15 protein-coding genes are annotated in these 13,649 nt (G+C 39.7%); 4 read left to right on the forward strand and 11 right to left on the reverse strand.

The genetic code is table 11. The annotated features are described in order from the left end of the window. Positions 1 to 37 precede the first annotated feature (37 nt). A complete protein-coding gene (locus P767_RS0112185) occupies positions 38 to 694 on the forward strand; it encodes a phosphatidylserine decarboxylase family protein (RefSeq protein ID WP_026764735.1) in 657 nt (218 codons plus the stop codon). A gap of 85 nt (positions 695 to 779) precedes the next feature. Next, positions 780 to 986: a hypothetical protein gene (locus tag P767_RS0112190; RefSeq protein WP_026764736.1), complete on the forward strand. Its 207-nt coding sequence runs from the start codon at positions 780 to 782 to the stop codon at positions 984 to 986. Between the two features lie 97 nt (positions 987 to 1,083). Here P767_RS0112190 and P767_RS0112195 read toward each other — a convergent pair whose 3' ends face one another. Further along, positions 1,084 to 1,779 carry a YjjG family noncanonical pyrimidine nucleotidase gene (locus P767_RS0112195; RefSeq protein ID WP_026764737.1) on the reverse strand — a complete coding sequence of 232 codons (696 nt, stop codon included), beginning with the start codon at positions 1,777 to 1,779 and terminating at the stop codon, positions 1,084 to 1,086. A 25-nt stretch (positions 1,780 to 1,804) separates the two neighbouring features. Between P767_RS0112195 and P767_RS0112200 the strand changes: the two genes are divergently transcribed. Next, entirely contained in the window at positions 1,805 to 2,503 is a 699-nt protein-coding gene (locus tag P767_RS0112200; protein ID WP_026764738.1) for an SDR family oxidoreductase, read from the forward strand. Positions 2,504 to 2,506: 3 nt separating this feature from the next. On the opposite strand, the gene P767_RS0112205 is transcribed toward P767_RS0112200, so the two are convergent. Together P767_RS0112205 and P767_RS0112210 are read right to left on the reverse strand one after the other, a co-directional pair. Beyond that, a complete protein-coding gene (locus P767_RS0112205; RefSeq protein WP_026764739.1) occupies positions 2,507 to 3,397 on the reverse strand; it encodes a flavin reductase family protein in 891 nt (296 codons plus the stop codon). Positions 3,398 to 3,406: 9 nt separating this feature from the next. Continuing rightward, on the reverse strand, positions 3,407 to 4,414 hold the full coding sequence (locus tag P767_RS0112210; RefSeq protein ID WP_026764740.1) for a fumarylacetoacetate hydrolase family protein: 1,008 nt from the start codon (positions 4,412 to 4,414) through the stop codon (positions 3,407 to 3,409). Positions 4,415 to 4,488: 74 nt separating this feature from the next. Here P767_RS0112210 and P767_RS0112215 point away from each other — a divergent pair, with 74 nt between their 5' ends. Next, on the forward strand, positions 4,489 to 7,059 hold the full coding sequence (locus tag P767_RS0112215; protein ID WP_026764741.1) for a glycoside hydrolase family 9 protein: 2,571 nt from the start codon (positions 4,489 to 4,491) through the stop codon (positions 7,057 to 7,059). A gap of 39 nt (positions 7,060 to 7,098) precedes the next feature. On the opposite strand, the gene P767_RS0112220 is transcribed toward P767_RS0112215, so the two are convergent. From P767_RS0112220 to P767_RS0112255, 8 genes are read right to left on the reverse strand one after another with little or no spacing between them, the layout of a single operon-like run. Further along, positions 7,099 to 7,383: a hypothetical protein gene (locus P767_RS0112220; RefSeq protein ID WP_026764742.1), complete on the reverse strand. Its 285-nt coding sequence runs from the start codon at positions 7,381 to 7,383 to the stop codon at positions 7,099 to 7,101. A gap of 8 nt (positions 7,384 to 7,391) precedes the next feature. After that, positions 7,392 to 8,165: a TIGR02757 family protein gene (locus P767_RS0112225; protein ID WP_026764743.1), complete on the reverse strand. Its 774-nt coding sequence runs from the start codon at positions 8,163 to 8,165 to the stop codon at positions 7,392 to 7,394. A gap of 4 nt (positions 8,166 to 8,169) precedes the next feature. Next, entirely contained in the window at positions 8,170 to 9,225 is a 1,056-nt protein-coding gene (locus P767_RS0112230) for a serine hydrolase domain-containing protein (RefSeq protein ID WP_026764744.1), read from the reverse strand. Beyond that, positions 9,226 to 10,365 (reverse strand): cystathionine gamma-synthase, encoded by a 1,140-nt coding sequence (locus P767_RS0112235; RefSeq protein ID WP_026764745.1) that lies wholly within the window; start codon positions 10,363 to 10,365, stop codon positions 9,226 to 9,228. 4 nt (positions 10,366 to 10,369) lie between these two features. After that, positions 10,370 to 10,942, reverse strand: coding sequence for a DUF2911 domain-containing protein (locus tag P767_RS0112240; RefSeq protein ID WP_051417338.1), 573 nt, complete (start codon positions 10,940 to 10,942; stop codon positions 10,370 to 10,372). Between the two features lie 29 nt (positions 10,943 to 10,971). After that, complete coding sequence (locus P767_RS0112245; RefSeq protein ID WP_026764747.1) at positions 10,972 to 11,565, reverse strand: acyl carrier protein phosphodiesterase; 594 nt, start codon at positions 11,563 to 11,565, stop codon at positions 10,972 to 10,974. Then, the gene (locus tag P767_RS0112250) at positions 11,562 to 12,992 is read right to left on the reverse strand and encodes an alpha/beta hydrolase family protein (RefSeq protein WP_026764748.1); all 1,431 of its coding nucleotides are present in this window, start codon (positions 12,990 to 12,992) and stop codon (positions 11,562 to 11,564) included. The genes P767_RS0112245 and P767_RS0112250 overlap by 4 nt, the downstream gene beginning before the upstream one ends. After that, a complete protein-coding gene (locus tag P767_RS0112255; RefSeq protein ID WP_026764749.1) occupies positions 12,982 to 13,644 on the reverse strand; it encodes an SdpI family protein in 663 nt (220 codons plus the stop codon). The genes P767_RS0112250 and P767_RS0112255 overlap by 11 nt, the downstream gene beginning before the upstream one ends. Positions 13,645 to 13,649 lie beyond the last annotated feature (5 nt).

Here is a 13,649-nt window from a genome sequence, read left to right on the forward strand (position 1 = left end):
TCTGCACCCTACATTTGCACATTAATTCATTGACAATATGACCATACATCGGGAAGGATATAAAACCATTGCCATCACTGCCTTGCTTTTTGGAGGCACCAATTTGTTGTCGTTTGGTTTCCTGAGTGCCAGTTTGCCAACTGTAGCAACCATTGTTTTTATAGTAACATTGGCGCTATTTCTTTTTATTATTTCTTTTTTCAGAATTCCTAACAGGGTTCATACCATTGATGACAATAAAATTATTTGTCCAGCCGATGGCAAGGTGGTGGTGATTGAAGAAATTACAGATGTAGAATATTTTAAAGACAAGCGAATTCAGGTAAGTATTTTCATGAGCCCTGCGAATGTGCATGTTAATCGCTATCCCATGAGTGGTGAAGTAACCTATAACCAATATCATAAGGGAAAATACCTGGTAGCCTGGCATCCAAAATCTTCCACAGAAAACGAAAGATGGAGTGTGGCTGTTAAGAACAAGCACGGAGAAATTTTATTTAAACAAATTGCAGGTGCATTAGCTAAAAGAATATGCAATTATTCTGCTGTAGGTGAAACTGCAAAGCAATGCGAAGAATACGGTTTTATTAAGTTCGGTAGTAGGGTAGACGTTCTTTTGCCAGTAGGAACCAAAGTAGATGTTTCCCTGAATCAGGTGGTAAAAGGCGGTGTTACTGTGCTTGCCAGCTGGTAATCAATAGGTTAAGAAATTAACAAGTTTTCTGCAGAAAAATTGAACAAAAGCAGTATTTTTAATACATCAATTAAAAACAAATCATATGAAAAAATTATTCTTATTCGCTATTTCTGCTACCCTTTTCACAGGTGTTGCATTGGCTCACGGTGATGGAAAAAAATGTGCAAAAGGAAAAGAGTGTGCAAAAGACGGTAAAGAAATGAAATGCGATATGAAAGGCAAAGAAATGAAAGATTGTTGCAAGAAAGATGCTGCTAAAAAACCAGCACCTGCAACTAAGAAAGCTTAATCAATCCCCCCAATTGTTACGTACCCGTCCTGATAATATCAGTACGGGTTTTTTATTTTCATGATTTCAGATACGCGCAAAACGGATTTCCATATTACTAGAAAATCTGCTCAAGTTCCTGTAAATGATATACCGTATAAGTAGGTTGAATATGCGGTGTAGTATTGAGATGATTTACGAATACCGTATCCAGGCCAGCATTAATCCCTCCCTGAATATCTGCATCTAAATTGTCTCCAATCATGATGCTGTGTTTGGGAACTGCCCCTGTTTTGCTAAGCGCAAAATCAAATATTTCTTTATGGGGTTTCAGGCTATTACTCACTTCAGAAGTAATCATTTCATTAAAGAAATGATCCATATTACTCTGTACTAATTTGTGCTGCTGAACTTTTTCGAAACCGTTGGTAATAAGATGCAATACATATCCCTTGCCAGTTAAATATTCCAGTATTTCATGTGTATAAGGAAATACCTTGTTTTTGTTGGGGAGAATATCCAGAAAGTCAACGCCCATTGATCTGGCCAGTTTTTCATTGGCCAGTTTAAAATCGAGCATGGCCAGGTACATTCTTTTCCATCTTAGCTCATCCTGTTTAATAACGCCTTTGGCATAGCGTTCCCATAAAAGATGGTTGTGAAAACTGTATCGTTCAAAAAATACATCAAAGTCGGCAATGCCTTTTTCATTCAACTGATGAATACGGTAAAGGTCTTGTAATGCTTCTTTTGAATTGGTGTCAAAATCCCAAAGGGTATGGTCTAGATCGAAAAACAAGTGCTGGTATTGCATGCGGTAAAGTTAGTAACTTTAACAGATGAATATCATTGTAACAGGAGCTTCCAAAGGAATAGGCAGAGCAATTGCAGAAAAATTTGCTGCAGAAGGCAATACCATACTTATCTGCAGTAGAGGAGAGAAGTCTTTGTACGATACGGTGAACGAACTGCAAACAAAATTCCCCGGGAGTATTATTAAAGGGAAAGCCAGTGATATGTCAGATAAACAATCTGTACATGAATTTGCTAGCTGGTGTCTTGAACAGGGTTCACCTGATGTTTTGGTAAACAATGCAGGTCAGTTTGTGCCAGGGAGTATTCATGATGAAGCGGATGGCATTCTGGAGCAAATGATTGAGACGAATTTGTATAGTGCCTATCATTTAACAAGAGCGCTTTTGCCCTCGATGATTAACAAAGGTTCAGGCCATATTTTTAATATCTGTTCTATTGCTTCTTTACATGCTTATTCCAATGGCGGAAGCTATAGTATTTCCAAATTTGCCTTATTAGGGTTTAACAAAAATCTTCGGGAGGAGCTAAAACCCAAAGGCATCAAAGTGACCGCTGTAATGCCGGGAGCTACACTGAGTGCCAGCTGGGATGGATTTGATATTGATCCCAAAAGAATCATGGAAGTGAATGATGTTGCTGAAATGATTTATGCAACGTCAAAGCTTTCGTCCATGGCTGTTGTAGAAGACATAGTAATGCGTCCTCAGTTGGGAGATTTGTAAACCTTAATCTATACTGCCCGAAAGAAGTATTTGCCAGGCCTCCTGCACTTTTTCCTGATTCAGTAATTCTGCTGCATATTTATGAAGTTCCTGTTCCATTTCAGTGGGCGTTAGACCGTAATACTGAATGATGTTTTTTAAACGGTCATCTGAAAATCCAGGGTTAATGGTTGGCAACTCATGCACATTGGCTAACTGACCTAAATGATTTCCGGTTAAGAAACTGCTGTTCTTAATGCTGCCGGGTAAAGCATCTATTCCAATGCCTAGTGCAGTATTGGGTTTGGCTACTTTAAAAAGATTGCCGGTGTTCACTTTGCAATACCAGTCTCCACCTAAACGGGCAACCAATTCCAGTTTGGTCTGATCAATCATATTGCCTGCTTCATTTAAAATGCTATCGTCAATATGCATACAAAGCACTTCAGCAATCACCAGTTGTCCTGCCCCACCTTCTTCTCCCAAACTTTTTACTTCGTTAATTTTACACTCCAGTTTTATTTTGGCTTCTTTTACCATAGGAGGAGCAACTTTACTTGCAGCTTCTTTGGTAAAACCTGCTTTGGTAAATTCATCTGTTCCTTTAGGATATTCGCAGCTAGATAAACTCATCTGCTGCACCATGCTATAGTCTACAATGTTTATTACACATTCAGGAACTTCCAGCACATTTTCCAGGGTATGTTTAGTGGTATTGTCTCTGCCTCTTCTTGCAGGCGAAAAAATTACAATCGGCGGATTAGATGAAAACAGATTGAAAAAACTAAATGGGCTGAGATTTACATTGCCTAGCCTGTCGATGGTACTGGCAAAACAAATAGGTCTTGGGGCAATGGCATGTTGCAACCAGGCCTGTCTTTGCATAATGGGTAACTCAGCCAATTCAATTTTCATACCCTTGATTTATATTTTCTTTTTATCTAAAATAGAAAAACCGTCTTCGTCTTTTACAATTGTATTGGTTAGTCTGCCCAATCCTTCTATTTCCATTTCCACTGTATCTCCCGGCTGCAACCATTGTTCGGTATAGTTGGGGTCATTTAATTTTCCTGTACCATTCAATTCCAGAAAGCAGCCCGTACCCACTGTTCCGCTACCAATTACATCACCTGCCTGAATATTTACCCCATAAGAACAACGCTCAATAATTTCTGCGAAAGTCCAATCCATATCGCCCACATTTCCATCGCTTACTTGCACCCCATTCACCCAGCATTTCATTGGGAGGTTCCAGCTTTTACCCACATGACCTTCCTTGGCTGGAATTTCAAATTGTTCCAATTCGTCCAGGGTAACCAGACAAGGTCCAATAACTGTTGAAAAATCCTTTCCCTTAGCAGGTCCCAGATTCAAAAGCATTTCTTCCATCTGAAGTCTTCTGGCACTCATATCGTTCATAATCATGAGACCTCCAATATATTGGTCGGCATGCTCTGCTCTTATATTTCTTCCATTTCTGCAAATTACAATGGCTGCTTCCAGTTCAAAATCGAGTTTTTCAAAATGGTCCGGCATACAAACGATATCACCAGGACCCTGAATGCTATGGTGATTGGTAAAATAAAAAATTGGGTATTGATCAAATTCAGGAATCATGTCTACTTTTCTGTTTCTTCTGGCAGCAGCAACGTGTTGTCTGAATGCATAACCATCTCTGCAGGAAGTAGGAAAGGGAACCGGTGCCAGCAGCATTGCTTCTTCAATAGGCAGGCCTCTGTCTTTGCTTAAACGCCCCGATTTAATGGCAGCTTCTGTTTGCTGTGCAATCGGAAACATATCGTCCCAGTAATGCAGGAACATATTCATGCTATTGGGTAATTCCGGATGCATGGCATCACAGTCGAATAACAAACCATCTACTAAAAAAGCCAGTTGATCGTGTCCGTTGGATAAATAAGAAACAAGCTTCATGCACTTTCAATTTGAATACAAAAATAGGCTAAAAAGCCTGCCTAAGCACTTATCTTTAAGGCATAATTGTTGCCATGAAAATTTTGAATTTTAATCGCATAGTTTTTACTTTACTTCTGGTTTTTTTTGCCGGAGATCTTATTGCAAAAGAAAATAGCTGGATTCGGATTAACCAGCTGGGTTATCAGCCAGGAGGTTCAAAAGTGGCCGTATTCGTGAGTAAGGAGCAGGCTCCCATTTCTTATTTTGAATTAATTAATGCAAGGTCGAAGCAAGTGGTGTATAAAGCTGCTACAGGGAAAAGCTTTGGTTCCTATGGTCCCTTTGCAATGGGCTACCGACTCAATTTTAGTGCGTTTAAAGGGAAGGGTAAATTTTATATCAAGGCAGGAGCAGCAACGTCTCCTGAGTTCAGGATAGATGATCATGTGTACAACGGAACAGCTGATTTTTGTTTACAGTATATGCGTCAGCAACGCAGTGGGTATAATCCATTTCTGAAAGACAGTTGTCATACGCATGATGGCTATACTTTGTATGGAGCCGCCGCCGGATTACCCGATAGTACTAAAATAGATGCCAGTGGTGGTTGGCACGATGCCAGTGATTATTTACAATATAGTACTACCACGGCCAATGCCACTTTTCATTTACTGGCAGCATACCGGGATTTCAAAAATGTATTTTCAGATCAGTATGACTGGAACGGGCTAAAAGGGAAGAATAATCGAGCAGACATTATGGATGAAGCCAAATGGGGACTGGACTGGTTGGTAAAAATGCATCCCCGCAAAGACTGGATGTTTAATCAACTGGCAGACGACAGAGACCATATGAGCATGCGCATCCCGAAAGAAGATGCTTATTACGGAAGAGGATTTGAACGCCCCGTTTATTTTATTAATGGGGAACCTCAACAGCGAGGTAAATTTTTAAATAATACCAAGGGAACCAGTTCTACTGCTGCCAAGTTCAGTGCTGCTTTTTCATTGGCTGCCGGTCTTTTTAAAGGCACACCGCAAGCAGATTTATATGCATCCAAATCTTTATCAGCTTATGAATATGCTTTTATTAAGCCTGGGGTTACACAAACTGCTTCAGTACGTTCGCCCTATATTTATGCAGAAGACAACTGGGTAGATGATATGGAGCTTGCTTCTGCCATGCTGATTACCAAAGATCAGAATGCAGCTGATAAAGCTTTTCAATATGCTTTACAGGAACCGGTTACACCCTGGTTGGGCAAAGACACTGCCAGTCATTATCAATGGTATCCATTCATAAATCTGGGACATTATGAACTGGCTAAACAATTGAAAGACAAAAGAAGAGATACCATTATACAGTTTTATCGCAATGGAATAGAGGGCGTTTGGAACAAGGCAAAACAAAATGTTTTTTACAGAGGAATTCCTTTTATCTGGTGTAGCAATAATTTAACCGTTTCATTTGCCATTCAATGCTTATGGTATAGCAACTTAACCGGTAGCAAAGAATTTGATGAACTGGCACAGGCCAATATCGATTGGTTGTTTGGTTGCAATCCCTGGGGTACCAGCATGGTATACGGATTGCCTGAATGGGGTGATATACCTGTAGATCCACATTCTGCTTTTACGCATATAAAAAACTATCCTATTAACGGAGGATTAGTAGATGGTCCGGTTTATACCAGCATCTATAAAAACCTAATTGGCATTCAGTTGAATGATCCGGATGAATATGCTGAATTCCAAAGTGATCTGGCCGTATATCACGATGATTACGGCGATTACAGTACCAATGAACCAACCATGGACGGAACAGCCAGCTTGGTTTATTTACTCGCGGCCAAGGAGCAGGAAGGGCTTGCTGCTTTAAAGTCAACGAATGGCGATAGAAAACCACTCAGTAGTACAAACATGAGTAATATCAATACAAAACCAGCAACTCCTGCTTCTATTCCTGTTTATCAAATGGGTGCGGTTGTTAAATCGCTGAATCCGGCAGAACCTTCAGTAGCATTGGTTTTTACCGGAGATGAATACGGGGAGGGATTAGCAACGGTTGAACAGATACTGGCCCGCGAAAAAGTAAAAGCTGGTTTCTTTTTCACCGGAAGATTTTATCGTAATCCTGCTTTTACAAAAGGTATAAAAGCCTTGCAGAAAAGCAATCACTATCTGGGTGCACATAGCAATGATCACTTGTTGTACAATGATTGGACAAATCGGAATCAGTTATTAGTTAGCTACGATTCTTTCAATACAGACCTGAAGAAAAATTTTCAGGCCATGGAAGACCTGGGTATTGATACAAGGGATCGTAAGCTGTTTATTCCTCCTTATGAATGGTGGAATGACAGTGTAGCCAGCTGGTGCAATTGGAATGGACTTCGTTTGTTCAGCTTTACGCCGGGAACTTATACCAATGCAGACTATACCTGGCCGGAATTGGGCAGCAGCTATCAATCCAATGCAGCGTTGATGAATAAGCTAAAAGATTTGACCTCTACACCCGGAAAATTAAATGGCAATATTTTATTGTTACATGTAGGTACAGACCCAAGACGAAAGGAAAAATTATACAATGAATTGTCTGCTATTATTCGTTTGCTGCGAAGCAGGGGGTATTCAATAAAAAGGATAGATGAGTTAATCAATTGATGGCTATTAAATGAAAGTAAAAGCTACTTTCACTTGGAGTTACCATTTTTCTTCGTCGGAAGCAGAAGGATCTTGTTTGAATTTTTCACGGGAAGCTTTTTTCTCTGCCAGTCTTTGCAATATAGCTTCTGCAATAACGGGTGCTGCGTCAGTAGTGTTGGCCTGATCTAACAGGGATTTTATTTTTGCTTCGCTAACATCAATGCGATAGAGAATAAAAACCAGCTTTTCGAAATCCTTGGTAATTAACCAGTCAATCGCCTTAATTAAATCTGCTTTGTTTAGCTGTTCAATGGTTGCAATATCTAAAATGGGTTCAGCCATATTTAAATTTAATATTTCTCAATGACTCCCAGGCCAAATAGTGCAAAGTCGTATTTGGCAGGATCTTTAGGATCCAGCTTTCGTAAATAATTGGTCAACTCTTCTGCTGCCAGCCAGTCTGTTTGCTTGCGATCCAATAACTGAAATCTTTTGGCAACCCTGGCTACATGTACATCAATTGGACAAATGAGTTGTTGCGGTTTTATCTGATTCCAGATGCCAAAGTCTACACCTTGTTTGTCCTTTCTTACCATCCATCTCAAAAACATATTCAGCCTTTTACAACTAGACCCTTTTTCGGGAGTTGATATATGTTTACGGGTTCTTACAGGAGCGTCTTCTAATGAGAAAAAGTAGTGATGAAAATAACTGAGCGCCTCTTTCACAGAATCGGGTGCTTTATTTCCGGGCATGAATGCATTTTCAAGTGAATCATATTGCTGATAGTGTTCCCTGAAAAATTCAATGCAGTATAATAAGTCGGTTGCATTGAAAGTGCGGTGCTTAAAGTTTTCCAGCTTTTTTAATTCGGTAGGTTCTGCATTAAGGCAAAACTGATGTGGCTGCATTTCCATCAGCTGCATCAGCTCTTTTGCTTTTTGAATAATGGTAGTTCTGTTCCCCCAGGCAAAAATGGCTGCAAAAAATCCGGCTATTTCAATGTCTTGTTTTTTGGCGAATAAATGAGGAATGCAAACGGGATCAGCGGCAATGAACGCAAGCTGATTATACTCTTTTACTTTTCTGTTGAAAAAGACCTGTAATTTCTCCGCGGCTTCCATTCCACTAATTTAATAAGCGGGTCATGATTTCAATGCCCAGTTTGTCTGCAATATCATTTTTGCTGAATGCATTAATAACTATCACAATACACTGTTGGTTTTTGGGATTAAATGCGGCAAAAGTTGAGAACCCATATGTGCCGCCGTTATGCCAATACAAAAGCGTTTTGCCAGATTGTTCAAGCGTGTGCCAGCCTTTTGCAATGGCTATCTGGTTATTTACACTGGCAGTTTTGGTTAGCACAGATTTAACCACAGGGTGGGAGGCTTGACTGGCCATGAATTCAAGATATTGCAACAAATCCGTGGCGTCTGATTTAATGCCACCAGCGCCGGCTAAAATACCCATGTCCCAATAAGCTGCGGGTTCAATACCAAAAAAACCAATTGCTTTGGGCATTTTTTTGGCTGCTTGTAAACCCGTATGTTTAAGTTGAATGGGTTGATTAATATACTGGTTTAATAATTTCTCATAGCTTTTGCCACTGATATTTTGCGCAATCACACCTGCTAATCCTGCCCCTAAATTAGAGTAAGCTACTTTGCCAAATGTTTTAGGATCTGTCTTGCTCAAATACAAATAAAGGTTTTCAAGATTGTAGTTAGAATAAGGTTGTAAGCGATCTTTCGGAATACCCATATTCTCAGGCAATCTGGGTAAGCCAGATGTGTGGTTCATTAAATGCACCAATTGAATGGGTAAAATAAAAGGATTATTTTTTAAAGTATCGGGTAAGTATTCTACCATTAAACTGGTATCGGAAATACCACGGGATTGCAATACCGATTCAAGTAAAAAGGCAGTAAATGTTTTGCTGATACTTCCTATTTCGAATTGAGTGGTTGGTGTAAAAAGCTCGTTGGTTTGTTTATCTGCTACTCCTGCACTAAAATATTGGCGCTGGCCTTTTATAGAACTGGCAATATATATACCCGGCACTGTATTTAATTTAAATACACTGTCTACTTTGGCCTGAATTGCCAAAGCAATATTGTCCTGTGCATGCACTACTTCTGCAAAGCAAAACAGACCAATCAAAATGCACCTGAATCTTTTCATTTATGCCAAAGCATTATCTAAATCATGAATTAAATCATCCGCATCTTCCACGCCAATGCTCAATCTGATTAAGGTGTCGCTTAATCCATTCGCAATTCTTTTTTCTCTGGGAATAGAAGCATGGGTCATTGATGCCGGATGATTAATCAGACTTTCTACCCCTCCCAGGCTTTCAGCCAAAGAAAATAATTTAGTAGAAGATAAAACCTTTTTGGCTGCTTCTATGCTATCGTCTTTTAATTCAAAGGAAAGCATGCCACCAAAATCACGCATTTGTTTTCTGGCTATGGCATAGTTGGGATGATCTTCAAAACCACACCAGTATACTTTACCTACTTTCGGATGCATTCTTAACCAATGAGCAATGGTTCTTCCGTTTTCGCAATGTCTTTGCATGCGTAAGTGCAGGGTCTTGATACCTCTTAATACCAAAAAGCAATCCATTGGGCCGGGAACTGCTCCGCAGCTTTTCTGAATAAAATACAATTGCTCTCTGAGTTCTGCACTGTTCATCATTAATGCTCCCTGAATTACATCGCTGTGACCACCTAAGTATTTTGTAGCAGAATGCATCACTATATCTGCACCCATGTCCAGCGGATTCTGCAAGTAAGGTGAAGCAAAAGTATTGTCTACACAAAGCAATACATTATTGGCTTTTGCTATGGCAGCAGTGCCTTCAATATCTGTGATATTCATTAATGGATTGGTTGGTGTTTCAATCCATATCAGTTTGGTTTTGTTGCTAACCGCATTCTTGATATTGTTGATGTCTGTAGTGTCTACATAAGTAAATACAATACCAAATCGCTCGTATACTTTAGAAAACAAACGATAAGTGCCGCCGTACATATCATTGGCAGCAATTACTTCATCGCCGGGTGACAATAGTTTCATTACTGCATCGGTGGCGGCAACACCACTACCAAATGCCAGTCCAAATTTTCCATTTTCAATTTGAGCATAAGCTTCTTCCAGCGCTTTTCTGGTTGGGTTCTGGCTTCTTGCATATTCAAATCCCTTGTTTACACCCGGTGCTTCCTGAACATACGTAGAAGTTTGATAAATAGGAGTCATAATGGCTCCGGTAGAAGGATCAGGTTCTGCGCCTGCGTGGATGTATTTGGTAGCAATCTTCATATCATTATTTTTTTGCGTTTACTAAACTTAGGGGTAATTCTGCTTTCTGGTTATCCCAGAGAAATACCAGACTGGCTTTGTCTGCTGAATCTTTAAAATAGATGGTGAAAGTCTCTACTATTTCCACTGTTGTTTCTGGTTTTATTTCAGCTCTTGCTATGTCTTTTCTGGTATCGTAGGTAAAACTTCCCCAGCAAAAATTATCCTTACTTACAATAATAGTCCATTTGTTTTCTGTTGGTACACAAAATAATGTGTATCGACCTTTTGGTAAAACTTTATTGGCCATTTTAACCGGGCTGAATATTTCCAGTTCGGTGGCTTCATTGGCACCCAGTCTCCATAGTTCATTGTATTTTATGATACCCCCGAAAATGGTTCTTCCATTTTTCATGGGGCGGCCATAAATAACCCTGGCAATGGGTTGATTCTTGGCTTTCCCGCTCATTTTTAGCAAAGGGTAATTGTCGGGCCAATAACTCATGTCCATGGGTGACTTGTCTAATTCTGTTGGTTTTTGCTGGGCAAAGACAGCAAGAGAGGCAAACACAAATGCCAATAGGAGTCCGATTCGCATATTGTAATAATTTTTACAAATATACTTGGCTATTTTGCTATCAGGTCTTCAAATTGACCAATGGCAAAATTTTTAACATCTGCCAGAAAAAAATCAGACAGTTCCTGCATCTGAAGATAATTTCTTTTGAATAACTCAAAAGCCTCTTGGGAATGCTCCAGGTAGGTGGCCCTTCTCACCAGTCCTTTAAAACTGTTTTCTATGCCCCATTCATAGCGGTAATTAAACAACCAGTTCTGTTGTTCCATAAAAGGGAACATGCTGTAAAATGGTTCAGGAAACCAATTCCGCTGCTGATTTAGTAAGCCATAGGTTTTTTTAGTAAAATCCATCCAGCTTTCTGCATTCAATTCATTTGGGTGGATGGCCAGAAAATGATCGTAAACAATATCTGTGAAAGCCCCGGCGTACAAACGAACAGCCGGAGAAAAAAACTTCTTTATTTCCTTTGTAATTAAATGATCATCTGTATACAAGTCAATAGCCCGGTGCAAACGTATCCCTTTTTGAATACCTGCCGGATAATCAAATTGTTTTTTGCCTTTAATGAAATCACTGATCATATTTCCCGTCAGTATTTCGGGATGATCAAAGGAAAAGTAGGCGTGTGCTAGATAATTCATTTGTACAGGGCTAATATCCAGTTGCTAATTTTTTCTAAAGCAATCGGGGCAAAACTTTCTGCTATGCTTTCGTAGGATTGCTCAGGGTTTTGGGCCGTTTGAAACAAGTGGTTTAATGAGGGAATTATTTTTACTTCGTATTGTTTGTTCCCGGCTTTTTTTAGTGCCTTATCAATTCCATTGATATTTTCATTGGCCAATACCTGTATATCATAGGATCCATTGATGGCCAGAACAGGCAATTTTACTTTGGATAGATTCTCGAAAGGTTCATAGTTTAAAAAATATTGTAACCATACAAGACCCGAAGCAAATTGATTTACCAGGGTTTTGTATGGATTGATTCCGGTAGCCAGGAATAATTTGTTTTCATCAATAGTTGAATTTGTTGCTTTCCAATCTGCATATACAGCTTCCATTTTTTTCTTAATGGTATCTGCTGAAGTGCTGAAACGGAAGGGTGAATTCATTTTGTTTACCAAATCGGCGGCTATATTATAATCTTCCGGGTTCAGGTTAGGTTTAATAAAGTTACGTCGCATTTGTCCGTTCCAGATTTCGTAACCCGCTACACCTGGTCCTGCCAGTAATGTAATGAATGCCACGTTTTTATTTCGGGCAGCAACCAGTGGAGCAATCATGCCACCTTCGCTGTGCCCGATCAATCCCAGTTTTTTAGCATTAATTTCTTTTCTGCTTTGTAAATAGGCAAGTCCGGCTTCTACATCTTTGGCAAAATCTTCACTGGTTAGTTGGGTTGGGTTAGGCCCCAGACTTGTTTTTCCCATTCCTCTGTCATCTACTCTTAAAACACCAATTCCTGATTTGGTTAAGTGATCTGCCAATACCCAGTAAATTTTATGATTGAACATAGAACCGTCTCTGTCCTGTGAACCACTACCTGAGATGAGTATTACGGCAGGAAAGTCTTTCTTGTTTTTAGGAAGGGTGAGTGTTGCTCCAAACTGAACTGTACCTTCCTGATTGCTATAAGTTACTTCTTCAACAGAATAGTCAAAAGGTGGCTGAGGGGTTTGTGGTCTTTTTATTTCTGGCTTGCTTGCTTTGCCCTCCTTTGATTTTAAAAGCACCATCGGAGCTTTGAAATTTCCTTGTTGAAAAGTTCCGTAAATACTATCTGCTCCATTCCATTTGCCGGTATAACTCCCGTTTATCAATGGTATTCGAATGACCAGACTGTCGTTCTTCAGCTCTGTAGCGCCAGTGTTAATGCCAAATGCATTTTGTGCAGGGCTATCAAAAGTGGAAGATAATTGTGTGCCCGATTTTGTAATGGTAAAGACCAAGGGCAATGCATTTCCATTGATGCTTAAACCACCATTCCATATACCCGTAATATCCTGTGCAATACTATTCTTTGCAATGAGAACAGTGGCCAAAATGAAGAGTCTCCATTTATTTCTCATGTTGTTGTTTTTTATAGAATCGGTAAGAATAAATCATGGGATAAATAACAATGACTGCCAATATAATCATGCCTATGGTGAATCCTGAAGTGCCATTAAAAAAAGGTGTAATTATAGCAATTGAAATTCCCCCTATCATCCAGAGTTTGCTCCCAATCTGATGTGTTTTTCTCCAGTTCTCAGGATCTTCCAGTGTCCAGGGCAAACGCATGCCTATAAAGTAGTTGGGTTTAATGCTGTGCATGAAATTGCCTAGTCCTGCAAAAAACAAACCGATTAACGGCATTAAATATTTGTTTCCCTCAAGGCTGCCGGTTTGCGTTGAATGAATAATTACCATTTGAATGGCACTTAGAAACACTAGCAACATGTAGGCGATTTTTTGCAACAACTCTGGTGACTGGCCCGATTTTTTTGGATCAATTTTATTGGCGTATTTAACCAGAAAATAGGTAAACAGTGATATGCCTGTCATGAATAGGGTCATCACAAGCAAGGTTGATTTTTCACCCCTGCCATCTACTTCTCCCTTGTGATTGAAATGGGTGGGCACAATATCGGGCAATGACCCGTAAATGCTTGCCAGGTAAGCAATGGGTAGGCCAATGCAGATTAAAATGATGAGCCATTCTTTCCAGTTAAATGTCTTCATACGAT

The sequence above is a fragment of the Sediminibacterium salmoneum NBRC 103935 genome (assembly GCF_000511175.1).
Classification (GTDB): domain Bacteria; phylum Bacteroidota; class Bacteroidia; order Chitinophagales; family Chitinophagaceae; genus Sediminibacterium; species Sediminibacterium salmoneum.

Coding starts and splice junctions, on each gene's coding strand:
- P767_RS0112185 (WP_026764735.1), top strand. CDS start 38: ATGACCATACATCGGGAAGGATATAAAACCATTGCCATCACTGCCTTG.
- P767_RS0112190 (WP_026764736.1), top strand. CDS start 780: ATGAAAAAATTATTCTTATTCGCTATTTCTGCTACCCTTTTCACAGGT.
- P767_RS0112195 (WP_026764737.1), bottom strand. CDS start 1,779: ATGCAATACCAGCACTTGTTTTTCGATCTAGACCATACCCTTTGGGAT.
- P767_RS0112200 (WP_026764738.1), top strand. CDS start 1,805: ATGAATATCATTGTAACAGGAGCTTCCAAAGGAATAGGCAGAGCAATT.
- P767_RS0112205 (WP_026764739.1), bottom strand. CDS start 3,397: ATGAAAATTGAATTGGCTGAGTTACCCATTATGCAAAGACAGGCCTGG.
- P767_RS0112210 (WP_026764740.1), bottom strand. CDS start 4,414: ATGAAGCTTGTTTCTTATTTATCCAACGGACACGATCAACTGGCTTTT.
- P767_RS0112215 (WP_026764741.1), top strand. CDS start 4,489: ATGAAAATTTTGAATTTTAATCGCATAGTTTTTACTTTACTTCTGGTT.
- P767_RS0112220 (WP_026764742.1), bottom strand. CDS start 7,383: ATGGCTGAACCCATTTTAGATATTGCAACCATTGAACAGCTAAACAAA.
- P767_RS0112225 (WP_026764743.1), bottom strand. CDS start 8,165: ATGGAAGCCGCGGAGAAATTACAGGTCTTTTTCAACAGAAAAGTAAAA.
- P767_RS0112230 (WP_026764744.1), bottom strand. CDS start 9,225: ATGAAAAGATTCAGGTGCATTTTGATTGGTCTGTTTTGCTTTGCAGAA.
- P767_RS0112235 (WP_026764745.1), bottom strand. CDS start 10,365: ATGAAGATTGCTACCAAATACATCCACGCAGGCGCAGAACCTGATCCT.
- P767_RS0112240 (WP_051417338.1), bottom strand. CDS start 10,942: ATGCGAATCGGACTCCTATTGGCATTTGTGTTTGCCTCTCTTGCTGTC.
- P767_RS0112245 (WP_026764747.1), bottom strand. CDS start 11,565: ATGAATTATCTAGCACACGCCTACTTTTCCTTTGATCATCCCGAAATA.
- P767_RS0112250 (WP_026764748.1), bottom strand. CDS start 12,992: ATGAGAAATAAATGGAGACTCTTCATTTTGGCCACTGTTCTCATTGCA.
- P767_RS0112255 (WP_026764749.1), bottom strand. CDS start 13,644: ATGAAGACATTTAACTGGAAAGAATGGCTCATCATTTTAATCTGCATT.